The sequence below is a fragment of the Paraburkholderia dipogonis genome, assembly GCF_042680985.1.
Taxonomy (GTDB): domain Bacteria; phylum Pseudomonadota; class Gammaproteobacteria; order Burkholderiales; family Burkholderiaceae; genus Paraburkholderia; species Paraburkholderia phytofirmans.
On sequence record NZ_JBHUFR010000041.1, the window covers coordinates 95479 to 119012 of the forward strand.

At 60.2% G+C, this 23534-nt stretch carries 19 protein-coding genes and 2 pseudogenes; 4 read left to right on the plus strand and 17 right to left on the minus strand.

Annotation, left to right across the window (positions count from 1 at the left end; translation table 11 throughout):
• Positions 1-60 precede the first annotated feature (60 nt).
• Entirely contained in the window at positions 61-1140 is a 1080-nt protein-coding gene (locus ACFSNN_RS38515) for a porin (RefSeq protein ID WP_134466316.1), read from the plus strand.
• A 63-nt stretch (positions 1141-1203) separates the two neighbouring features.
• Here ACFSNN_RS38515 and ACFSNN_RS38520 read toward each other — a convergent pair.
• From ACFSNN_RS38520 to ACFSNN_RS38545, 6 genes and pseudogenes are all read right to left on the minus strand, one after another.
• Positions 1204-1539: pseudogene (locus ACFSNN_RS38520) on the minus strand (aldehyde dehydrogenase family protein); the annotation flags it as partial.
• Between the two features lie 479 nt (positions 1540-2018).
• Positions 2019-2207, minus strand: a complete 189-nt coding sequence (locus tag ACFSNN_RS38525; RefSeq protein WP_134466314.1) for a hypothetical protein — start codon at positions 2205-2207, stop codon at positions 2019-2021.
• A gap of 11 nt (positions 2208-2218) precedes the next feature.
• The gene (locus ACFSNN_RS38530) at positions 2219-2812 is read right to left on the minus strand and encodes a 3-phenylpropionate/cinnamic acid dioxygenase subunit beta (RefSeq protein WP_134466313.1); all 594 of its coding nucleotides are present in this window, start codon (positions 2810-2812) and stop codon (positions 2219-2221) included.
• 25 nt (positions 2813-2837) lie between these two features.
• Positions 2838-3629 (minus strand): SDR family NAD(P)-dependent oxidoreductase, encoded by a 792-nt coding sequence (locus tag ACFSNN_RS38535; RefSeq protein ID WP_134466312.1) that lies wholly within the window; start codon positions 3627-3629, stop codon positions 2838-2840.
• 10 nt (positions 3630-3639) lie between these two features.
• The gene (locus ACFSNN_RS38540) at positions 3640-4992 is read right to left on the minus strand and encodes an aromatic ring-hydroxylating oxygenase subunit alpha (RefSeq protein WP_134466311.1); all 1353 of its coding nucleotides are present in this window, start codon (positions 4990-4992) and stop codon (positions 3640-3642) included.
• Between the two features lie 42 nt (positions 4993-5034).
• A complete protein-coding gene (locus ACFSNN_RS38545) occupies positions 5035-6030 on the minus strand; it encodes a 2Fe-2S iron-sulfur cluster-binding protein (RefSeq protein ID WP_134466310.1) in 996 nt (331 codons plus the stop codon).
• Positions 6031-6370: 340 nt separating this feature from the next.
• Between ACFSNN_RS38545 and ACFSNN_RS38550 the strand changes: the two genes are divergently transcribed.
• Entirely contained in the window at positions 6371-7201 is an 831-nt protein-coding gene (locus ACFSNN_RS38550) for an IclR family transcriptional regulator (protein ID WP_134466309.1), read from the plus strand.
• Positions 7202-7939: 738 nt separating this feature from the next.
• Here the strand turns inward: ACFSNN_RS38550 and ACFSNN_RS38555 are convergent.
• The 3 genes from ACFSNN_RS38555 to ACFSNN_RS38565 are packed head-to-tail and all read right to left on the minus strand — an operon-like array spanning position 7940 to position 12038.
• The gene (locus tag ACFSNN_RS38555) at positions 7940-8608 is read right to left on the minus strand and encodes a hypothetical protein (protein WP_244323252.1); all 669 of its coding nucleotides are present in this window, start codon (positions 8606-8608) and stop codon (positions 7940-7942) included.
• On the minus strand, positions 8605-11565 hold the full coding sequence (locus ACFSNN_RS38560) for an HsdM family class I SAM-dependent methyltransferase (protein ID WP_134466308.1): 2961 nt from the start codon (positions 11563-11565) through the stop codon (positions 8605-8607). Before ACFSNN_RS38560 ends, ACFSNN_RS38555 begins: the two co-directional genes overlap by 4 nt.
• Positions 11562-12038: a MerR family transcriptional regulator gene (locus ACFSNN_RS38565; RefSeq protein WP_134466307.1), complete on the minus strand. Its 477-nt coding sequence runs from the start codon at positions 12036-12038 to the stop codon at positions 11562-11564. The genes ACFSNN_RS38560 and ACFSNN_RS38565 overlap by 4 nt, the downstream gene beginning before the upstream one ends.
• Before the next feature lie 846 nt (positions 12039-12884).
• Here ACFSNN_RS38565 and ACFSNN_RS38570 point away from each other — a divergent pair.
• Positions 12885-13946, plus strand: coding sequence for a hypothetical protein (locus ACFSNN_RS38570; protein ID WP_208949656.1), 1062 nt, complete (start codon positions 12885-12887; stop codon positions 13944-13946).
• Positions 13947-14015: 69 nt separating this feature from the next.
• Here the strand turns inward: ACFSNN_RS38570 and ACFSNN_RS38575 are convergent, their stop codons facing one another.
• The 8 genes from ACFSNN_RS38575 to ACFSNN_RS38610 all read right to left on the minus strand — a co-directional run bounded on the left by ACFSNN_RS38575 (position 14016) and on the right by ACFSNN_RS38610 (position 22872).
• A complete protein-coding gene (locus ACFSNN_RS38575; protein ID WP_134466305.1) occupies positions 14016-15152 on the minus strand; it encodes a hypothetical protein in 1137 nt (378 codons plus the stop codon).
• Positions 15153-16631: 1479 nt separating this feature from the next.
• A complete protein-coding gene (locus ACFSNN_RS38580; RefSeq protein ID WP_134466303.1) occupies positions 16632-17015 on the minus strand; it encodes a hypothetical protein in 384 nt (127 codons plus the stop codon).
• 190 nt (positions 17016-17205) lie between these two features.
• Entirely contained in the window at positions 17206-18423 is a 1218-nt protein-coding gene (locus ACFSNN_RS38585) for a hypothetical protein (RefSeq protein ID WP_134466302.1), read from the minus strand.
• Between the two features lie 15 nt (positions 18424-18438).
• A complete protein-coding gene (locus ACFSNN_RS38590; RefSeq protein WP_134466301.1) occupies positions 18439-19311 on the minus strand; it encodes a hypothetical protein in 873 nt (290 codons plus the stop codon).
• Positions 19312-19595: 284 nt separating this feature from the next.
• Positions 19596-20756 carry a PDDEXK nuclease domain-containing protein gene (locus ACFSNN_RS38595; protein WP_134466300.1) on the minus strand — a complete coding sequence of 387 codons (1161 nt, stop codon included), beginning with the start codon at positions 20754-20756 and terminating at the stop codon, positions 19596-19598.
• Between the two features lie 158 nt (positions 20757-20914).
• The gene (locus ACFSNN_RS38600) at positions 20915-21376 is read right to left on the minus strand and encodes an SET domain-containing protein (protein WP_134466299.1); all 462 of its coding nucleotides are present in this window, start codon (positions 21374-21376) and stop codon (positions 20915-20917) included.
• Between the two features lie 73 nt (positions 21377-21449).
• Positions 21450-21803: a hypothetical protein gene (locus tag ACFSNN_RS38605; RefSeq protein WP_244323251.1), complete on the minus strand. Its 354-nt coding sequence runs from the start codon at positions 21801-21803 to the stop codon at positions 21450-21452.
• 34 nt (positions 21804-21837) lie between these two features.
• Positions 21838-22872: a DNA-binding protein gene (locus ACFSNN_RS38610; protein ID WP_134466298.1), complete on the minus strand. Its 1035-nt coding sequence runs from the start codon at positions 22870-22872 to the stop codon at positions 21838-21840.
• 168 nt (positions 22873-23040) lie between these two features.
• Between ACFSNN_RS38610 and ACFSNN_RS38615 the strand changes: the two are divergent.
• Positions 23041-23534 (plus strand): annotated as a pseudogene (locus ACFSNN_RS38615) (tyrosine-type recombinase/integrase); the annotation flags it as partial.

Genomic DNA, 23534 nt, shown 5'->3' on the forward strand with positions numbered 1-23534 from the left:
TTTTTCCAACTCTCAATATTTGTATTACGTTATCCTAACTTACAACAAAAGGAGGTACGCATGAAATTGGCCAGAACTCATGTTCTGCTTCAATCAGTGCTCGCCGCATCCGTAGGTCTGTTTGCAACGTGCTCGTTCGCTCAATCCAACGTCACCCTTTACGGCATCGTCGACGGCGGCGTCTCGTACGTGACCAACGCCGGCCGCGTCAACGGGAAAAACCACGCCGCAACTCAATTTCTGTCAGGTGGCGAAGCCGCTGACCGCTTCGGGTTCAAAGGTGTGGAAGACTTGGGGGGCGGTTTCAAAGCTATTTTCAATCTGGAAAACGGCTTCAGTGTCGCCAACGGCACCTTGCAGCAGGGAGGACGTCTCTTCGGTCGACAGGCGTACGTCGGATTGCAATCAGCGTACGGGACTCTGACGTTCGGTCGCCAGAAGACTGTCATCTACGACTACTTCTTCGCGCTTGACCCTCTGTCTTACTTTAGCTGGTCGCTTGCCACCCAGGACGCGCAATACGCCAACCGCGTGGATAACTCGGTCAAGTATTTCGCTAACCTTGGGCCATTTTCTGTCGACGCGCTTTTCAGTACCGGCTACGACGCGACGATCGCAAATGGTGGCCAGGTGCCAGGTGAATTCCGGGTCGGGCAGGAGGCGAGCCTCGGCTCTTCGTTCGCAACAGGACCTTTCCTCATGGCGGTTGCATACGATTTGCGTCGCGGCACTTCGACTGTAACGCAGAGCGACAAGGAACAGCGACTCGTGGTCGGCGCCTACTATCAGGCTCTTCCAGCGCTGAAGATTTTCGCTGGCTACAAGTGGTTCAACAGTTCGGTCCCAGCAACAGCCGCACACTCAAACATGTATTACGGCGGCCTGCAGTATCGATTCACTCCTGCTTTCTCGATGTCTGCGGCAACGTACTATACCGATATCACCACTGCAAGCCAGCATCCCATTGACTTCGGCATCAATGCGGCATACTTGCTTTCAAAGCGTACAAACCTGTACGCGGAAGTGAACTACGTCAAGAACAGCAATGGGTCCAACCTCGGCGTCGCAGGATTCGGAACAGGCGTTGTCGCGGGCGCGAACCAGACGGGCGTCGCCATCGGTATCAACCACCTCTTCTAACCCGGCGTAAGGGGCGACTTTGTCGCCCCACCGATCTTCAAGTCCTGATGACATCACTACGACTCACAGACCGCCAAGACGCCAGTGATCGATCACGGTGTAGTCACCCATACCGTAATGCGATCCTTCGCGACTTATCCCGGACTGCTTGACGCCACCGAAAGGGCCTGGTTCGTTCGAAGGCAGTTCCGTGTTGATGCCGACCATTCCATACTTCAGCGCTTCCGCGACACGCCAGACACGGGCAACATCCCGGCTGAAAAAGTATACGGCCAACCCGTACTCCGTACCGTTAGCACGAGCGACGATCTCCTCTTTGGGCGAAAATCGGAAGAATGGTGCCAACGGCCCGAACGTTTCCTCGCCCACAACTGCCATTCGCACGTCAATGTTTGACAGACGCACCTCACCCCATTTCTTGAGGACAGAACCTCTCTCGCGAGCAGTCATCTGCCTCCGTGCTGGCCAGACATCGTGAGCGGCATGAATAACCTGCCTGGTTTCGACCTCACCCATCCAGAGCGCTGCTGCTATCACGACTCCGGTGACAGGATCGGACACATCGAAACTTTCGCCCTTGCAAGCGTCGACCCACTGGTCGTCGATGAAGGCTTGCGACGGTAGCAGCGTCGGTTCACTCAGCAGATGAGCGATGGATAACAGGGAGACCGGAGTTTGCGCGATCGCGCGAAAAGAAAGCCGCATCGCTCACCTAGTGAACGCTGCGGCTGAACTGAAAGTGGGTGGGAGCGCATCCACGAGTCAATAGTGTGCGACCCAGGCTGTCCATTGGGGAACCCCGGCAAGGCCGCGCCGCGCCGGCTCGCACCCTCCGCACCTCTTCTTGCCGGTCGACGGCGTATGCAGCTTGCTAGCGCTCAGGCAAGTCCAACGGCCTCTTCGCAATGGCAAAGCTCTTCCGTTCCGACCAGGGTCGGAGACTCCGGCGCTTCCAGATACCGCACCTGTACCCAGATGCCGTCCCCGAGGTTTTCGACTACCTCGGCAAGGACCCCTTGCTTCAGCTTCAGTCGTTGACCGGCCTTGAGATCCATGAAGTTGATCATGATGCTCCCCCTTAGAAGAAAATCGTAAGGTTCTTGGCCAGCAACACCGTCTGACCGAGATGAATCTCGCGACGTGCCAGTTTCCAGGTGTCGCCAACGCGGCGGAATATGTCATGACGAGCACCTGCGAAGTAATATTCTTCGTACTCGCACCGGTTCTGATAGGTGACAAAGCGACTGGAGACGCTCACTTCCTGCTCGCCCTTCCCATTCTCGCGAATTGCCTTGAGCTGGACGTTCGATACAAGCCGGCAGAGTCGCGACAGCGGCTCTTCTGCCCAATGCACACCCGTCAGAATCTGTTCAGCGCGCTTGGTCAGCGTCCACTTGCCTTCGTTGAACCAGCTCATGTCCTTTTCAATGCTGGTCCGCTCCCGCTTTTCGTGATCGCCGAACTTCACGTTGTAGGTCATCGGCATGAAATACACGAGATCCTCCGCGAGCGTGTCGAGCCAGTCGCGAAATCGCCGTTCGTCGAGCATCTCTGCTTCGTCGTACAGATGCTCTTCGATTTCCCGTTTGATCTCGTAATACTTCGCGTCGCGAACGATGCGAGGTTTTTCGATTTGCTGCACTGCTTCAACTTCAGTTGCGAGTTCAGTCATTTTGTTTGCTCCATCCATGCATTCGTTATTTACGGCCGAGAGGACCACCCTGATGGAAGAAGCAGCCGACGTCGATTACCGTTCCCGAGATCGTCGCTGCCTCGTCCGATAGAAGAAACGCCACTGCGTTCGCAAGGTCGTGCCCGTCAACAGCGCGACCGGCCACCGTTCCCGAAATGTTCCGGCTTTTAAAGAGCGCCTCATCGCCATTGAACCGGCCGATGCTCATGCCCGACACGATGCCGCCACCGCCAGGAATGGCAAGATTCACACGGACATGGTCTTCAAAATGGTCATATGCCATTGCCATGGTCAACGCCTGCATGGCGCCCTTTGAACTGGCATAAGCAGCCATGTTGGGCTTTCCGTAACCGGCGCCGGAACCGATGTTCACAATCGATCCTCCACCGGCCTTCGACATGTGGGGGATCACGTGGCGGCAGCAAAGATATGTGCCACGTACATTGACAGCAAGAATGCGGTCGAACGTCGCCCCATCGGTCGTCAGGACGGTTCCTAGCGGTCCGATGGCGGCGTTGTTCACAAGCCCATCAATTCGTCCGTGCTTTCCCAGTGCGTGTTCGACGACCGATTGCACAGCGCTTTCATCCGAAACATCCGCATCAAGGATGTCAATGGAATCGGACAGGCCACTGCTTTCAATCTCCGCCAGGATCGAATCAAAACCCTCGGCCATACTGGATACCTGGGCGCTGCGCAGGCCGAACGCCACGACCTTATGGCCGCGGCGCGCCAGATCAACTGCTATGGTCTGGCCCAGGCCGAAGGTGCCCCCGGTTACGATAGTGACTGGCATGACTGTGCCCTTAACCCTGAACGGCCGTGGCCGCTACCTGATCCCGCTGACCGAGGAGCGTTTCCCAGTCGGCGCCATTCATGTAATCGCGCCAGCGGCGGTAGTACTGTCGCGGGTTCTCTTCACTGACCTGCAGGCTGACGTTGCCGGCAACCGGGCCTTCGCCCGCAGCCAGCGCCGTCCCAAGCGACTGCTGGTAGTTGTACGGATAGCGCTTCGCGATGACACCGCGGCTACCTGCCGTCGCATAGTTCCAGTTTTCCATGTCATCCTGCTCCGTCATGCCTGCGGGGCCCGAATACCGCATGTAGTATTTGCGCAGGAAATCCTTCACTTCCTGCGGCGCAGCTTTATCAACGAGGAAGAAGCGCCAGGCTTCGGTAGCCTGTGGACCGTGCGGATGCCAGACGCAGATCGAGCGTGGCTGCTTTCCGTGGAACGAGGCGTTCGGGAAAATGGTCCCGACGAATGGAACAAGGCGCGACTTGTCGCCCAGTCGGCGTTGACGCTCCTCGTGACAATGACGGAAATACTCAGCAACGACCGGGTTGTTCTGGAACGTGTCCACGAACGGAGTGTTCTCCGGCATGATCGCGCTATGTACGCCGTGTCCGCTCGGGAAATTTACCCAGATGTGCTGCGCATGTTCGAGTTCGTTGTCCCGTCGGCCTTTAACGCCGGCTTCAGCGCTCGGTCCGATACCGATCAGATCGACCGAGCGATGGCTGACATTGTGGTAGGTATCGCCGAGGAAGTTCTCCGCTGCAAACTTCCAGTTGCAAGGGATGATCCACTTGTGGACACCCATCAGGACTTCCGAGCCGCCTTCCGAACCGTCCCGGCCATCAAGCGCCAGATCGAGGTGCGTACGGGCATCGCCGAGATAAGTCAGGAAGTCAGGTGCATCCTTGTCCCACGTTGCCCAGATTGTTCCCTTGTAGTTGTAGATTTTGGCCACTTCGATCAGCGACCAGTCTTCCTTCTGCAGGCATTCCTGGTAGAGGTTCTTGTACTGGGGGACACCGAACAGCTTGCCCTCGGTCGTGTAGCTCCAGCTATGATACGGACACGTGAAGAGCTGTGTATTGCCGTGATCGTACTGGCAGACCTTCATGCCACGATGTCGGCACGAATTCAGAAACACGTGGATCTGCTGTTTCTTGTCACGCGCCAGGATCACCGACTCGGCGCCCATACGGGATGTGAAGTAGTCGCCCGGATTCGGAATCTGGCTTTCGTGACCAACGAAAAGCCAGGCGCGCGTGAAGACCTTCTCGAGCTCTTCGTCGAAAACCGCTTTCTCCGAAAAAATCTCACGACTGATCATCCCGTGATCCGCGTCGATCATCGAATCGTAATTCATGCCTGTCACCTTTAGGTTTTGAAGTTTGTAGTCCAGTTCTCGTTATGCGAACCGCTCGCAGAGTGCATCGCCTTTTCGCAACCCTGCTTTTGCCATTGCTTCGCGACCGGCCTCGACCATCGGCGGCGGCCCGCAGAGATACACCTGAGTTTTCGGGTCGACGTCCAGGCCCGCGATCAGATCGGTTCCATACCCTTCATGGCACCCCGGAGGCGCATCTTTCTCAGCCGCGTACTGAACCTCCAGTTCGGGAAACCCGGCTTTGATGGCGTCGATTTCCTGCTGGGCGAATAGATGCGCTCCGCTACGCACGCCGACCAGAAGGCGCGTCGGTGCAGATTGATATCCGCCGCTCCTGATGGCTCGCAGCATTGCGAGGAACGGGGCAAGCCCGGTACCGCCGGCGACGAAGAGTCTCGGACACGCATCGGCACGCAAAAAGAAACTGCCGCGCGGCGCGCTGACTTCGATCTCGTTGCCCACCTCTGCCTTCGACAGCCAGGTTGAAAACACACCGCCTTCAACCATGCGCACAAAAAACACCAGACGGGTCTGTCCGTTTTCGTTCGCCATTGAATACGAGCGCCACTCTGCCTGCCCCGCGGGACGCATCCGCACGTATTGGCCAGGCAGGAAGCAGACTGGCTCGGAAACTTCAATGTCAAGGCGCACGGTCTCTTCCGCGATCCTCGCCACCGACACCACCTTCCCCTGCTGGGTCGGTGGTTCGTCCGAGCCGATCTCTGAAGACTCGTAGGGCAGTTCAACGATCGCAGGCTCATTCACACGTGCTACGCAGCACAGGACCGCGCCGTCTTCGCGCTCGTCGTCAGGAAGAACGCTGGGATCGTAATCATCCAGATCGAGCTGGCCTGACACGCATTGACCGGAACAGGTACCGCACTGACCGTTGGAGCAGTCGGTCAGCAATCTCCATCCTGCTTCGGCTGCAGCGTCCAGAAGCTTGCCACCCGGCTCCACCTCGATTTTGTGCGTGACGCCGTCCGAGAACAGCAACGTAACGGGGATCTTGCTCATGCTCTTACTTCCTTTCTGGATTGCAGACACGGACTCATGACCCGATCACGAGTCCAGACCAGGGGCAGACAAAAGGGACGGAAATGGCTCGGGAGTCTGCTGACGCACAACCTGCGGGCCGGCTTGCACGGACGATCCGATCGTCCGCGCGCTCAACCAGCTTGCGCAGCAATTCGACCAGACGATTGGCGGGGCTTTGCGGGGCTTTCATCAGCGTCTCCTTCAGGCTCACACAGCATTTGTGTTCGTTCTGTGATATTTGAGTCCATTCTACGAACTTGAGACGGGATGTCAAGCGGGGGATTTCCTAAGTTTGGTGTCCACCAGGCGAACGGGTAACATGGGCGCTATCGCTGAACATTTCTGTGAGAACCAGATGGCTGAAGTCGTGGAGAAGGAAAAAGGCGGGGATGGAGTGCGCGCAGTGGAGCGCGCGCTGGACATATTGCTGGCCTTCGGAGATAGCGATCGCGACCTTACCGTCGGAGAGCTTCTTAAACGGGTCGATCTGAGCAGACCCACTCTGTACAGGCTGCTTTACACCCTGGAGCAAAGCGGTTTCGTTATTGCAGAGGGCGACCCGCAGCGCTTCAGGCTCGGACCAGCCGTAGGGCGCCTCGCATGGGCCTGGTCATCAAGTCTCGACGTCGCCGCGCTTGCCCAGCCGGTCCTTCGTGCAATCTGGGAGGAGACCGGGGAAACAGTTGCGCTATTCGTACCGCAAGGTTCAGTTCGGATCTGCGTCGCAGAGATGCCCAGCCTACAACCGCTATCGTTCCGACGTGGTGTGGGTTACAGCGAGAAAATCGTTCGGGGTGCAAGCGGCCGCGCACTCCTGGCCTGGATGAACCCATCTATCGAAGAACTCGCCAGCTATTGCGAGGGGCTTGATTTCGAGCCGAAAGAACTCGCGAAGAAACTTGCCTCTGTCCGAAAGCTTGGGTATGCAGTCAGTCGCAATGAGCTGATCGCTGGTGCGGTTGCTATCGCGGTACCGTTTTTCGATCACGGTGGCGGAGTGGCGGGTTCAATAGGTGTCTTCGGTCCCAGCGTTCGCATGGATCAGGACCGGATCGAAGAGATCGCTGAACGGCTGCTCTCGCATGCCCAATCTCTCTCGCATCTGTTGGGCACACCCATCGACCGCACGGGACGTTCAGTATCTGGCTGACCAAACTCGTCTGCGCATCGGCGTACTACCTTGGAGACCCGGTCTTTCCAGTCGATAGTGCGTCGTGGTGCAACGCTCACCATCTGCGTGACCGCACTTCGCGACTTCTGCTCACGGCGGCCTGCATCGCAACTCCACACGATTGATCGCCATCAATGCGGCGATCGCAATCTCAGCCCTTTCAGGGAAGCCGCCTGTCTCCGGGCATATCCCGTCAGCGCGCACTGGCCAAAGAGCTGGCTAGCACCACATGACCGATAATTACCCGTCACACTGCCTTTGATCCGGGACGTGCTACGACGCCGGCCTGAACCAACGCTGGCTTTTCCATCTACCTCTCTGCTTTCACGCCGACTGAAGCCAGATGACGTGAATGGCACACCGCCCTGTGGAGGACCATAATAGCCGCATTTCATTACACAACTTGGGCAATGTCATCAAGCCATAACGCGGAAGTATTACTGTGTACGGCGCTTCGGGTTTTTTATTTTCCTTGCCGCAAGCCCTCGTCGCTCCACGATCTCAGCCGGCAGTTGCAGGTAGGCTTCGGGGTCAATTCCGTTCAGGCGGGCAGGACCGCCCCTTGCGGCGCCAAGGTGAGAGGTTCCTTGCTGCGGCATTGAAGGCCCATGCATGCGCGCCTCGCGGAAGCACAGTTTCAAAAACACCAATGCTTCTGGCGCTCATTGGAGGGGCGTTGATGAATGTTAGGTCACTACTAATGCGAGTCTTGAGACGTTACGCCTGTGTAACCGGAAAACCGAGGAATGCATGGTGCAAATCGATCGAGATCGACCGTGTGGAGCGAGTGTGGCGACTTTTCCAGCTGAGCCCAGGGCTGCCGCCGCTGTCGCCTGCGGCGAGACGGTCTCCGCTACGCGAAGCACGCTTCAAATATGCATTGACGCCATCGGCGGATTCCGAATCAGAGCCGGCTAGAACGTACCCCACCATGAAGCCTACGGCGTGATTCTCTCCGTACTTTTCCTGGATGAATCGATCCATGCCTTCAACGACGTACTCGCGGCATAGATGCGTATCGGACCCGGCAATGCGTTTGCATTCGATGATCGCATGCGGGTCATGTTCCTCCGAACGCAGGAAAATTTCGATCAACATCAGCGGAATATCGGTTCGTCCGTCCGGCAGTACTACATTTGGTTTGGATCGCGACTCTGTACCTGGCAGTACGATCAACTTCCATGGAGAGCTTTTCAGCGCTGCTCGCATCCCATCACGTAAACGCTCCGTCATGAGCACCTCACCCGCATTGGCGTTCACGTCCTCAGCGACACTTGCCCGCTGCCAACCCGCGGCGACAGTCAACAGAATGACTGCCACAACCTCGGGCGAAAGCTCGATGAACTCCCTGCCTATGGCAGGAGGCGTCTCATACGGAATTCTCAAGCGCGGCCCCCAGAAAAACTTTCCGCGATTACCGCATCGGCATCTTCCAGCGCCGCAGCGTTCATCCAGTAACGCCGCGCCGCTGGTTTGATGATCACAACTTCGTTGCGCCCATGCACTCTCAATTCCCGCTGCCCAGTCAGCGCTGTGGCGATCTTGACCTTCAGGCTTCTGCCGATCCTTGTCAGCACGTCACTCAGATCGCCGCGTGGTGTCACCACGCTCACGTCGGCATCACCGGGGCCATCTTCGAGGACAAAGCGCACAACACGCAGGGCCGAACCGTTTGGCACATCGATCAGTTCGGCGCGCATATGTCGCTTGTTTCGAACCGAGAGCCAACCGGCCATAACGGTGAGGAAGGTCTTCGCGTACCGTGCCACCTCAAGCCGTGTGTCAGAGTTCACCATAGACCATTCACGGCCAGCCTCCCATTGCCATCCGGCACGCTCAAGTCCGTCCCGAACGAGGACTCGGTCCATGTCGCCCAAGCCATACAGATCGAATACCGCTTCGTCGAGGGCAATCCAATCCTGCGCGTTGATGTCGCGCTTGCACAGTGTCTTCCCCAACTGCGCCAAGGTCTTTCCAGCTTGCGACTTTGCAGCGGAACCTAAATCAGGAACCGGCAGAAACCCAACGTCGCGCATCAATAGCTTTCGCTTATAGATACCGAACTCTGCTGCCGTCAAACCAAAGAACCACGATGCTAGCGCCGAACTCAGGACTGCGGCGAGTAAGTGCGCCGTTTGCTCATGTGCGGCAGGCAGAGCTACGGCAAAGAACGAGTCCGTAAAGACAACGTCGCGGTGGGCCACCGCGGCAATGGCCCGCGGCGCCAATAGCATTTCTTTGACGATCAGCAGAGGCGCTCGGTAGGTGTCCCGCGAACGCGGCCATTGTGCCGCCGATCGATTGTATGTCCGCAGGTCTTCAGAAATGCGAAAATACTGCATGTCACCGGACTGCAACAGCTTCAGACCGTTGAGTTCGCTTGCATCGCGCGTCTGGTTCGCCGGACTCCCTTGCGTTAGCCCGTCGCGGAACCTAGTGTCGAGTGATCCTAGCCGTTCACCTAGGCTTCGGTGCGTCGACGCTAGTTCGTCTAACAACAGCAGATCGCGGCGACGCCCCACAGCAGCTGCCTTCAATTTCAACGGCTGCCTTTCGATCTCGCTGAGACTCAGCTTGATGACATCACTAGGCGCCACCTCGAATGAATGCGTTCTCGCACCCTCGGGAGTCCACGGGATCTGAACGACTGTGACCTGATCTGGGCGCTGACTCGGACGGTGCCGTGCGAAGAGGACTACCGCTGGCATCATTGCAGTCGCAAAAAGCCAGTTGCACAGGTTGGATAGATTCACCAGCGTGATCGGGGCCAAGGTACGCAAGACATGCTGTACCGCTGCCATGCCGGTGCCGCTTCGACTGAAAAATGCTGTCGCGCTGAGAATTACGCCGAAGCGTGTTTTCTCATGCGAAAACTCAGCTGCCCGCAAAACAAAGTCCAGCCCTTCTCCACGAGGCTGTGCAGGTACACCCGCAGCTCTCGTCTTGCGCCTTGTCTCGGTTCCCGTTTGTCCCTTGAAGCTCCAAGGCGGGTTCCCAACAATGAGGTCGAACCGCTTTAGTCCTGTAGGCGCTGTCAGCGCCGCCTTGCCGTCTTCTTGAATCTCGACGGTCCGGGCGTCGCCGACAAAGAGGCTCCGGCCAATCAACGGCTGAAATTTGAGCGATTGCGATACTCGCGGGTCCGGGTCCAGTTCGAGCGCCGCCAGATACAGACTGAACGCGGCGACGCGGATTGCGGCTTCGTTGATATCCACGCCATAGACCTGCTCGTAGAGCGTCGAGCGGATCACTTCTCGGCTAGGCGCTCTACCCTGCATTCGCAGGTGGACCAGGCGCCGCAGCGCTTCGACCAGGAAGACACCCGAACCGCAGGTTAGATCAAGCACCGACTCGCGTCCCGACAGGTCATCCATGAGCTCATCGAGAACCAGCGAAACTACGGACAGGCGCGTGTAATGCACGCCGTTGCGCAAGGCCTCTGGGCGCATTCCATCTGCTCCGGGCTCAGCGTGCGCGAACTGCTCGTAGATCGAGCTGATCAGCTCGACCGGAATTACGTCAAACTGGTACGGGAAGAAGCTGCGCTGGCCGCTCTCGGGATCAGTGGCATCAAGAAAGTCGGCGACCCGCGCCAGATGGTGACCAGCGGGCGTCGTCCTGATTGATGAGGGTGGAAACATATCGCCGTTGAACGTCTGGGCCAGCCATTCGAACAGCTTGCCGGTTGCCTGCCGGTCGCGCATGACGGCTGGCAAAGTTGTGTGGCCACACAGCTTCTTCAGGCGTGCCACGCCGACGATCTGGCGATCGATCAAATACTGGGTGAAAATCACACGCCCGATTAGGGCTTGGGCCGCACCGCGCGCGAGGCTGCCTGCGACCAGGTCACGTTCAAGAAATCCAAGGTCGGTCAGTAGTCGCTGATCGACCCCGGTTTTGCGATCAATGCGCGGCACATGAGCCCAGAACTGTCCGGTTTCGATGGCTAGCCGACCGACGAGTGCATCTAATTCCTTAAGCGAAGTCTCAACGCTCTCAAAGCGCCGAATCAGATGCTTCTGGGCGTCACCTTCGTTCACCGGCGTACCGAAGCCGTTGTACAGGTCGATGCGCTGCGGTGAGATGACCCACAACAGCGGGGCGAAACCCTCGTTCCACACTTCGCGGCGCCATTGGCTCACCAGGTCGTCCGCAGGCGCAGTTTCCTCGAACTTGAAATACACCGTCAGCGACGACGCGCTACGCCACATGGCGTCCGGCAAAAAGACACGGCCCCGGCGGGACGACTGCGCCTCCGGACCGAACAGAAGGCCGGGCGCAGGCCGGCCATCCGGCAAAAAACCCGTCGCAGAGAGTACCTGGTCCAGCACAGTAGTACTCACGCCTTGCTCCGAACGGCTTCAGGCGGAAACGGCAATGCCGCCTGCGTCGGCACCGGCACGATTGGCAGCATGTGTTGCTGAAGCCGCAGAATAAGCGGGGCGAGCGGGATCGCTAAGGTCGCCTGCGCCGGCGCTGAGCCGATTCCCTCGGGACCGGCTTCGCGGAGCACCGCCGAGCCGGGGGTCACAAACGCGACCGCGCCGTTCAGGGCAAACGCACTATTGCTGGCCAACAGCCGAAACAGCATGTCGACGCCAGCGCTGACAGCTGCAATATGCACCCCCAGCGAACTGACCAGCTCGTGGGTGATGGCGAGACCGAGAAGATCGGTAAACGTAAAGCGGGCGGCCTTGCCCGTCTTTGACGCAAGGTAAGGCACCGTCTTGCGCCAATGCCGCACGGTCTCAACGGATACGCCAGTTAACGCGCGCATCTGGTCCTGAGTGTATTGGATAGGGGTGACCGGAGGCATTTGCGTTGTTCGCAACAGGAATTCCTAGGAATTTTGCCAGAAACCTCTGTTCTCTTCAACAGGCTCAGGGGCTTCGGGGTGAGTATCGGCCGCGTTCCATGTCGTACATCCTGGGCGCTCAGCTTTGAATTCTTCGGTCGCTGTCGCAGGCGGACCCAGCGCTATACCCTTCACTGTTTCAGGTTTGCGGTCGACCACTATCGTCACCAGCGCCGGTCGCCCGTCGGCGGCACGCATCTATTGCAGCCGAGATCGTGGGCGCCCGGGCTTCAGCCTCTCGATGAGAAAGGTGGGTACGCCCGCCATGAATACCCCTTCCCGAGCGGCGAGAACCTGTACCATCTCTTTGTCTTTAACCACTTGCTGTAGACTGCGACGCTCACACCCCTCCCGCTGACGAAGGACCGAACTGCGTGGCATATTTCAGTGACTCGTCGTTCAGCTCCTGCCCGTCGGAGAAATGGCGGTGACAGCGGAGCGGCGCGGACAAGCGAGCGCTCGATGCGACGATCTTTTGGAGGCGTCCCTGGACAAACATGCCCCATATCTTCAACAGCACATCGCACCATTCACGAATTCTGGCAGCTCTGTACCGTAACCCCGGCTCGGTACACTAGCAAGCGGCGTCGCGAACGCGGTTGCGAATCGACGCCACCCCGACTACGATCTGCGGTTGCGCCTTGCGACGCGCGTTCTCCAATGCCGCTCGTTCGCACACTTCGGAGCCGACGGCCCGGGCCACAATCAAACACGCTAAATACCAAGATGTTCTATTCGCGAAAACTTAACCGAGAGACCGGCCTCGTCGAGGTATGGGAGTGCGAATGGTCGAATCCCGGCCCCGGGATGGCCAAGAAGGAGTTCATCCGCAAACGCGGGAACGAGGACGATCTCGAAGTCGAACTAGACCATCGTGACTTCTCGGCTGCGTCAGCGATCTGCTGGGCGGCGGGACGGACCATTGGCAACATCGCGGTTAGCTCCGAGGAGGTATTTGGGCACTTCGAGGGCAAATCCGGGAACGACGCAATCCTGCCCTGCCACATCATTCCCTGCGGCAAGTTCCGAAACGGCGCAAAGCGCTGGTACTGCAAAACGCACCAGATGCACTGGGGCACAATCGCCGACCGGGAGGCCGTGCCGCCCACCGGTGAGGTCCGTTGCAGCAACCACGCGATACCCATGAACTACGTAGTCGACCCGCTCGTTGTCGAGTTCAACGACTTCGAGGAAATCGGCATCTGGTGCTCGCTGCCGCCCGCGCTTTCAAGCCGTCCAATCGAGAAGCGACCGCCAATGATTCACGTGCACAAGCGCTTCGCCGGCGCAGAGCGCAAACTGCTTGATCGGGATTTTGACGCGATTGTATGTTCCTACAACCAAGACACCGGGTTATTTGCGAGCACCGAAATCACTCACATTCAGGTCACCCCTCCGGCGGCGTTTGAATTCGTCCGGTCGCTCGAGGCGGGGAACGAAACAGACTGCGTCTCATGCAAGAAGTGCGGGTACCCCCATCTGGACCTTGGAAGCTTCGCGCGCCATCCGCACTCTAAACATTTTTGCGGAAACTGCGGCAACGACAGCGTGATGAGCGGCGGGAAGATCGTTTCGACACCGCTCAAGTTGCTTCATGACCAGTTCCATCGCGCGAACGAATACGTCCGTCCTGAACGCTCGATTAACCTCGACGAATACGCTGGACATCATTTCGATCTCTGGTCTTCGACGCCCGCGGTCCTGTGGACCGCCGGCCGTCCACAAGAGCACGGCATCCATGTTCACATTTACGAGGGAGACGGTCCCCGTCGCCTCGTTGACGATACGTTCGGCGAAGTCATCTATCGCGGCCGAAAACTCGACCGCAAGATTCTCTGGCAGAACATGACAGACAACACGCTGTATTGAAGCTGGGCATGGCGTCGTCATCGCACGATCAGTCCGCGACGGCGACACCGCCACGCGTCGTCGCTCCGTTCAGATGCTGCAGGTGTTTTCTATCATCCTTGCTAGCAATTGATCACGATTGAGAGTGCGCCCCTGATAGATCACCGTGCCGAAAGTTTCATCGACGACCCGTTCGCCGTCTTTCGCGAGATGCACGTGAATGCCACGCTCCTGCGGCCGCGCTGCCGTCCACACCAAAGCAGGCGTCGACGCCCACAGGGCAAAGTGGGCATCCGGATAGTCCCTGTCGATATTCAGAACCCGATCCACGTCGACGTACTGCCATGCGCCACTGAACTGGTCGTGCAACGGTTTAAGCGGGTTCGAGATGCTCGGCGTCGACGTCCACGTATTATCGCGCCCGCAATTCCCGCAGAGATGCTTCCGGTGCGGACTGTTCGAAAAACCGCCAAGGTCGAGATGGGGCGATCCGCAGTCATGGCAATTGAAGCACGACATACTCTTCCCTGCCTCCAGCGACAGCACGAATTCCTTCGCCGCAGGCGGAGTGACATGGACGCGATCAATCGGAGTGCCGCCGAAAAGCCCGGGCACGGGTTGAAAGGACAACGTCAACGCGTCGAAGTCTTGGTCGATCACTTTCCCCCCATTCACCTCGTCGCGAACGTGCACGTGAATCCGGGGATAACGACGCTGAACCATGCCGCTGCTAGTCAAGGCCGCGGGCATGGAGCACCAGACGCCCACCTCCGCGTGCTCGTCAAGCGCGATCGTCGTGGGGTTGACGACGTACCACATCGGCTGCGACTGCTGCGCGCAGCGCATCACGCCGTTGCGTGCCGCGTCCGCCACATCAGCGCGCACCCCCCAGTGCTTCTGGTGCGTGCGACACCAGTAGCGGGGACTCCCGTTGCGAAACTTGCCTGCCGACACGATCTCGCAGCCGATCGTGACGTTTTGACCGAAGCCGGCAGGGAATGCCCGGATCGTGTCCGGATTCGCCGTCGCAATGTCGCCCAGAGTCCGGCCGTAGGACCAGGTGACCGCAGCGCCCAACTGTTGGTACACCGGAGCCGGGGGTGGGGGCGGCTGTTCAGTTCCGATCCGGATCCGGTCGATCTTGACTGGTGGCTTTGAACTCACGTCCCACTGATACGCCCATAACTCGATCTGGCCTGCTTGACCAGGTACTCGCTCGTACTCCATGTACCCCTCGCGAACGTCGTTTTAGTCCTTCTACCTCGGATCGACCCGTAGCTCGCAAGCATCTTATCAACAGTTTGCACCTGCCTAAGCCTCACCGGCTGGAGTCAGCAACGTCAGAAGAGCCCCCGCTGTCGCGAGTCTCGCAGCGGCGGCCGTGACGCCCTCGCCCGTCGCGCGCCACGGCGGTGCGCGAGCCATCGCACGTGGGCCAGGAGCTCGACCCGCGACTGCCCGGTCACTAGGACCAGCGCATACAATCGCACATCTTCGGGTCCTGGCTCCCGTCGCACGCGCAACGATACGCGAAGGCCATGAGACCGCGCGCGAGCGAGCAGCTGGGCGCGGCTCATGCCAGGCCAGCAAGCCGTTACAAATTGAGCGACGGGCGACGGGAGGGATTCCGGCGCGAGGCCGGCGGGCAATGCGAGGGCGACGAGTTCGAGGCGATGGGCCATGGAGGCGAGTGTAATCGGGGCCGACAGATCCTCCCGCAAAACCGCCCTCGCGGCAACAACTCGCCTATGGCTGCCTCCCTCGTGAACGTCAAATCCGGCGCTATTTGTATGGCGTGACGCGAGAAATTGGCATCGCTGCCGGGTGCAGCTTAATACAACGTCCAATGCACCCCGCGTGAGGGGCGCAACTGCCACTGGCGTTCACGGACCAGCCGCAGCAGTTCTTCGCACATCCTCGAAATGTGCAGCACACGTTGCGCGGTGGTGATCGCGGTTTACACGAGCCGCAGGTAACCACCGCCACGTTTCACCCGGGGCCTCGCTGAGCGCGACAAGGTGACGGCGGTGTGGACGCCGGTGTCGCCCTGCGCTGCCGCGTCCGGGCCGGCTGCCCGTCCGCGTCACGCAGCCCGCACCTAAACCCATATGGACAATAAAGTATCGCTCGCGCAAGCAAAGTTGTTACTACCGTTGCGCGATGCGGCATTTCGCGCGGCTGCCCGGTCGGAAAGGCTCAAGCGACCCGCTTCCCTTCAACCAACTTTGTTACTACTGTGCGGTCCGCCTGCAACTAATTTTGTAACGCGATGCACATCGATGGCCGTGCCGCCGCTCAGCCCGATGGCCGCGACCGTCACCTCGGTTTATCAGCTGTTTATCAACTGAGCGACCGCCCGTCGCGGTTCTCAAGCGAGGCAGAGAAACTGGCCAGAAAGGCCAGCGGGTATCGTCACGCGCTCGCGGTAGCGGACGAGACACGGCCAAGCCACGGGACCGACTAAAGAGGGCGATCACGTTGATCAACGGGCATCACCGGGCGGTAGTAACAAATTCAGTTGAAAAGTAGTAACAGAATCAGTTGTGCGAGCGAAGTAACTAGATAACTAATAATATGTCCCGAAATGAAGGGTAACATAGTCCTTACTATATGGCCCTTCACTTCCGCGCGCCCTCCGCGTATGCGCACGACGCAACTTGAAACGCTGCCCCGCTTCAAACCACGCTGCGAGTTCGATGGTCGGCCTCAGTGTCCGCCTTTGCGCCAGCTCGCTGCGGTCACTCGCTCCACCGCCGCGTAATAACGCGCCTGCGAAGTCGCAGCATCGTCATTCTGATCCGTCTTCAGGATATCAAACAGATGCTCTGCGACGACTGACCCGATCGCGTGCACCGCGTCGTGTCGCGTGAGCCCGTCTTTTCCGAGGCGATCCATCGCCCGGACCACGGGCTCAAGATTCAGGGCGATCTGGTTTTCGACGATCGCGTGTAGCGCAGCATGCGCCGTGACATTGGGTAGCCTGATTCGCGCGATGCGGTGATACGTTTCGACAAGCACAATTCGTTCCTGTTCGTCGAGTTCGAGCCACGATTCAGGTTCCGGCGCACGCTCGGGGTTGTACTCTTCCATGACGCAGGTCCTGTGCTGACTTCCATCTATCGTAAAACTGCCGTCTCCGGTTGCGTTGCGCTTCTGTCGGGTCGTCGGCGGCGAAACGGCCGCCCGCCTGACACGACCGGTGGCGCCCCGTGGGCGACGACACACTTGGCCTAAATCGTACACAAACCATCCATGTCGTGGCCCGGATGCATCGCGCACGTTATGCCGCCCAATGATGCGCCAGCACTGTGGCAACGAACGAATGACCAGGCAGGCCCGCGAGCTGCTCGCGCAGACGCCTGTTGAGCATGTCGCGCTCCATGCCGGTGGCAAGGGCCGCATCCGCCAGCGCGCCGTAGGCATCCAGCACATCACTCCCCGTGATTTCGTAACCGAAGCCTGCGGCCATCCAGTGCAGCGCCGCCGTGCCACAGGCCACCGCGAATTCAGGCTTGCGTTGCGCGAAATCGCGGGCGGCCCGCGTCAGCGTTCGCGGGTCGGTGGGACCGCGCACGGCAAGAGACGCCGCCAGATCGAGCTGACCCGCATCCTTCGCGGCGGCGAACCATTTCCCCTCGGCGCCGGGACTGCTCGCGACCAGGTCGTGGAGAATGCTGCCGGCACTCCTGTCCGGATACTTTTTCACGATGGCACGAAACGTTGCGAGATGCGTGGTGGCCTCATTGGCCTCGATCGCGTAGCGTCGATAGGCTTCGTCCACCATGCCCGACGACAGAAGGATCGCTTCGCATTTGCGGGCGATTGCGGCAGCCGGCGCATTCAGCCCCCTCGACGCTTCCGCGTAACGCAGCGCTTCAGCCGATCGACCCAGTGCGATCAGCGCATCGACCCCGTACTGGCGATACCCCCACCAGTTCAGGCGCGCGCCATTCACGAGAGCGAGCAGTTCCTCATGGCGCCCGGCGGCATTCAGCGCACTCAGGCAGGCGGTGGTTCCCGCGAAATGCTCTCCCAGTCCTTCAGCGCCCATCACGCGCGCGGTAATCGGCAACAACCGGTCTGCCCATAAGGACGCAATGTCGGGCGACGTACACACGTCACCCCAGCGACCGCCGAGTTGTTCGATATACGGCATCCGGTCCTCCTGGAGCGCGTCAAACAGCCGGTCCAGCCAGCGCATCCGGACCGGAACCGGCACGTCCACCCCAGCGATGACCGGCACCAGCGCATCGATTGCGCGATTCACGGCAGTACCGATTGCTCCCGACGAACTGTCAACGTGCTCAAGCGCTGGCGAAAGCTTTTCGAGCAGCGTGACGGCGCCATCAGCCGCGAGCACGGGATCTGCGCGAGCGATCTGCCGGATTTCGGTCAGGGCCTCCTTCAGACGCTGGATCGGCAAGGCGGATTTCCAGCCAAAGGCGCCACGCCGGAATCGCGTGGCGAATGCCCATTTGTGAGAGGCAGTGCGTGTCATGCCTGGTGGACGTTCCTAGCGCGTCTTCATGTAGGCAGCGTACAGCGCCGCATTGAGCGCCTGCAGTGCGCGCCGGGTTTCCAGCAGTTCGTGATGCCGGCCCTGACGCTCCAGGCTGAGTAATTCGAGCATCATCTTCGCCGCCCGCTCGGGAGCATTCTGTCGCGAAGGCTCTGCCTGTCTGAACAGCGGTGCGAGGCCGGCCTTTTCCGTGAGTGCCCACGCCGGAAACCATGCCCGGTCGCCGATGTCGCCTGGACCGTCGAACGACGTATCGAAGGCGCGCAGCAACCGGTTGATGCACGCGTCGTCAAGCCGTCGCAGAAGCGGGTCAAGCAGGGACGGTGAGAGCCAGGCAAGTTCCACCAGCAACGGCCAGGCCGCGTCCAGACCGTCGAGCCGGTAGCGTGCTTCCGTCATCCAGCAGAGCGGCGCGGGGATCCGTCGCCAGGAGGCGACCCGCGATACGGCCTCGCACGCCTTGTCCCACCGCGCAGCCAGGAGGAAGAGCGACGCCGCGTGCGCATCCGCGCGGTCCGCACGGAAAGGCAGCGCGGCGGCGCGCCCGGCGAGTTCTGCCCACAGCGGTGCGAGCCACGCGGTTCCGGTCTGCCCTGGGAACACGCGCGCCAGTGCGGGCTGGACTTCCCGAGAGAGCGCCTGCCGGGCCTGCAGGGCGGCTTCGTGACGGTCAAACAGTACCGTTGATCGGCTCTCGAGGGCACCGACGATCGAACCGAAATCCACCAGGGCGGTGTCGTCCGGATAGTCACCGGCAAGGGCCTGCAGCGCGCGCCGCGCGCCCGCGGCATCGTACTGCTGCAACGCCGACAGGACGTCGTTGCGCAGCATCACGTCGCGACTGTCGTTGAAAATGTCGAGCTGCATGCGTCGGGTCCAGAACAGTTGACCGGTCAGGGTGACGAGATTAATCCATTTGACCGCGCTTCTCAATTTTCTGCCGTGCTGGTCGACTCATCGCCTGACCCGATGGCTGCGCGCCAACCGCACGCACCGCCCGGGCGTTGTTCTGGCTCCCATCCTGTACGGCGGCCCAAACCCATTGGGGAGACGCAGTTTCCGCACACAGATCGCATTGGTTACGGGGCAGCCTCTCTTTGAATGGTTGTTGATGGTCATCCGGTCGTGATGCAATCATGATGATGCTCCTGTCACGACGGATGACCGTCTGCATCGTCAGCGCCCTCACCCGGCCGATGTTGGGCCTCCCAGGCACGCCGGGTTCTGGCCAGTTCTTCGGCGAGGAGTTTTTCATCCGGCAGGACCATATGGTATTCAGCCGCCAGCACCTTGTTTGACAACCCTTCGAGGGCATAACGCGCGACCGCGGCATTGGTTCGCGCACAGAGGATCAGGCCGACGGGCGGGTTCTCTCCGGGCAGCGTCCAGTGCTCACGTGCGTAATTGCAGTACATGTGCATCTGGCCCACGTCGGCGTGATTGAGCTCGGTGAGCTTGAGATCGACGATTACAAGGCATCGCAGCCGCCGATGAAAAAACAGCAGATCTACCCGGAACCAGCTTTCACCAATCCGAAGGCGACGCTGGCGGCCCACGAACGTAAAATCGCCGCCCAGTTCAAGAAGAAAATCCTCGAGGCGATGGACCAGCGCCTCCTCAAGTTGACTTTCTGAATATTCATCCTTGAGATCCAGGAACTCCAGGACATAAGGATCCTTGATTGCTTCCTCTGCGGTCACGAGGTCGCCCGGTTGCGCCTTGCCCGAATTCTGCAGCATGGCGGTCCTGTTTTTCGACAGCATTGCCCGGGTGTGAAACTGGCTGCCGATCTGCCGGTCCAGCTGTCGCACGCTCCATCCGCCACGAAGTGCTTCAGCTTCGTAAAACGCTCTTTCTTCAACTGACCGCGTTCGCCGCATAAGGTGGATGTAGTGCGTCCACGACAGCTGGAATCTGGTAGCGCGTTGGTCGAGATCGAATTTCCGAATCGCCGGTTCGGAATTTCCCGGATGATCCGTGGGCGCAGATTTCCGAATCACTGATTCGGAAATCCCGGCTGGCGGGTACGTCTGGTAGAACAGCCTCATCAATTCGAGGTTGTCAACCCCAAACCCGCGGCCGAAGCGGGCGGTCAGGTCGACCGACAACCGCTCCAGAAGGGCTTGACCGTAGGCCGCCCGGCCCTCCCCACCCTGACTGAATTCGACAATACAGCGACCAATCTCCCAGTAGGTAGCTGTCATCAGGGCGTTGACACTTCGGGCCGCAGCACGACGACCGTGTTCCAGAAGAGCCACGATGTCGCCGTGTATGCCGCTGTAATCGGCGCTGCTTAATGCGATATCAGTCATCGGTACTGTCAGTAGGTAGTTTCGGCCTTGCCGGGTCAATATGCACCCTGGCTACGATGGTGTTGCGCTGCCCGCACTCCGTCACGCAACCGTCCGCACCAGCAGGACACGCCCTCCGATGCATACAGCGGGACTGGGCATTGCGACCAGCACCCCGGCTACTGGCGACGCCTGCTACCGCCTGTCGAAGCCAGCATCGAACCGGTGCACCTCTTTGCCCCGCAGCGACAGGCATAGTCAGCGATCAGTTCGCGAGTCATCGCCTTATCGATCGTGAGTCCATAGGCGATACAAAGCTCGTCGCCCGGCATCACGTCTTCGAGCGTCTCGACAAAGACCCGTCCCCGTTCGTCTTCAATCGCCTCGCAGTTCGGCTGGCAGGAGTGGTTCAGCCAGCGGGCGCTGTTGCCACCGACGCTACCGTCAATCACACGACCGTCAGCCAGCCCGAAAATGAAGGTGTGGCCCGGCACGCCAGATCGCCGGTGCCTGTCGCAGGCCCGTCGCCACGAGGTGACCTCGCCGCGGTATTCGAGGATCCGCTGGCCGGCAGCAATCGCCTGTAGCGCGAAGACGCCCCGCCCGTGCACCGATGATTTCCTGACCGTCACGCGCCGCACCTCATCACCCCCGATCCGTTAAAGGCAGCGAGCATAACGAGTGGCGCGCCGCGCGGCAACCGTTGCCTTCGCCTCAGAACAACCTGGTTTGCCGGGGGATCGCGCGGCGGTGGGCGGGAGACTTCCGTCCGGCTGGTTTGCCGGCGCGGCCGCTCGTGTCTCTAATCCGCTGTAGCTGTGCCAGCATCAGGCATTCGACTGCGTCATCATTGAAGCGCAGTTCGAACACGCCGGTTTCGCCGGACGGACACGGCGCCGTTGCGCGGAACGACAGGCGCAGTCCCCGCCGTTTCGCGCGAGCAATCATCTGCGTGCGACTCATGCCCGCCCAGCAATCCGCGATGAACAGCGTCACGAGCAGGGGCAGGGACTCATGCGAGACGCCCTCTGGAAGGGTCCGTTCAGCGAGCAGGTAGATATCAGCCATGCAGCCCATTTCCGTGTCGCGGGTACGTTTGCCTTTATACCGCCTTTTTGCGACGCGTTGCTGGCTTGGCGGTCGGCACGGCGCGGGACGAACGGGTAGAACGTGATGTCTTCCGGACCGCCGCAGGGGCAGCCGGCGGCCTGGCTTCGCGCGCACGTGTTTCCGCTTCCCGCAGCGTCACCATCTCCGTCTGCAGCCGCAGGTTCTCCGCCTGAACAGCATCAAGCCGGCCCTGCAGCACACCCGCCTGATGACGGGCATCGCCCAGTTGCGCCTGCGTGGTTTCCGATGCACGGCGGTGGTCGTCGTCCCTGCGGTCCGCGCGCCGCGTGGCTTCATCCAGTTCTTTCTGCAGTTTGGCCGCGGCATTCCGCTCGCGGTCAATCTCCAGCAGGGCACGCTTTTCGGACGCTCTGAGCCGCTCCTCAGCGCGCTCCGCGGCTTCGCGCAGCTTCTCCAGATCGCGCGAAAACCCTTCCCTGACCTCCACGAGTTCGCGATCGCGCGCCGCCAGCGCCGCCTTCATCCGCTCAAGCTCCGAGTGCAGCGCCTGGCGCTGCGCATGGCCCTCGGCCTGTGCCCTGTCCAGCTCCCGCACCTCCACCTGCGCGGCCAGCAGCGCGGCGGTGCGCTGCTCGAGCGCCGTCTCGACGCGACCCAGTTCGTCGCGGGCGGCGATGACTGACTGCTGCGCCTCCACCCGCAGCGCTTCGGTTTCATTGCGCAACGCGTCGAGTGCGGCGTCGGCGGACGCGTTGGCGCGCGTCCACAGGGTGGCCACCAGTTCGCCGGCGGCCGCACCGAGATCGGCGGGCAGGTCCGGATGCTCGATGCGCACCCGGCTCTTTTCGCGCAGCTCGGCCCAGAACTCAGCGAGCACGGCGGTAGGCGTGCCCATGCTGCCGCGCTTCACGAGCTGGTACAGCCGGTTTGCGGTCGGGGTGATGCCAAAGCGGAAGAACAGCAGCGCGCAGACCTCGCGGTACAGCTCGCGGGTTTTGGGAAATTCGACCTTCAGCCGGTCAATCTCGGCGGCAATCCGGTTTTCGTCAGGAAGAACATCGATCATGGGGTCGGTTTCGCAGATACTTCATAAATATTACTACGTAAACCGAATTATATCTAACGTACCTAGGCAACAATTTTGACATTAACCGTATAATGTTGAATTTCTGCAACCGGACTGGCGCATGATCACGTCACACCCCGAAGCCCACCTCCGCCGCGCCCGTCACCGATGAAAACCGCCCTGCCCGCCCCACGCCCGATCGACGCGCTAGAACTGCCCGCGGATCTCGATGGCCGGCACGGTACGAACCGCGCCGATGGCCACAGGCTGGTCGTCGCCCACACCGATCTGGACGCCGTCCGAGCGTGGCTCGGGCGCTTTGCCGGGACGAAAACCACCTTCGACAGCTACCGCAAGGAAGCCGAACGGCTGCTGCTCTGGTCCGTGCTTCAGATGGGCAAACCGCTCTCCTCGCTGACGCATGAAGATCTGCTGGTTTTCCAGCACTTCCTCGCCGATCCGCAACCCGCCGCACGATGGACCGCGGACGGCGGGCGCAAACACCCTCGCAACGATCCACGCTGGCGGCCGTTCTACGGCCCGCTGTCGGCCTCGAGCCAGCGGCAGGCGATGGTGATCCTGAACGTCATGTTTGCATGGCTCGTGCAGGCCGGCTATCTGGCCGGCAATCCGCTGTCGCTCTCGCGTCAGCGCACCCGACG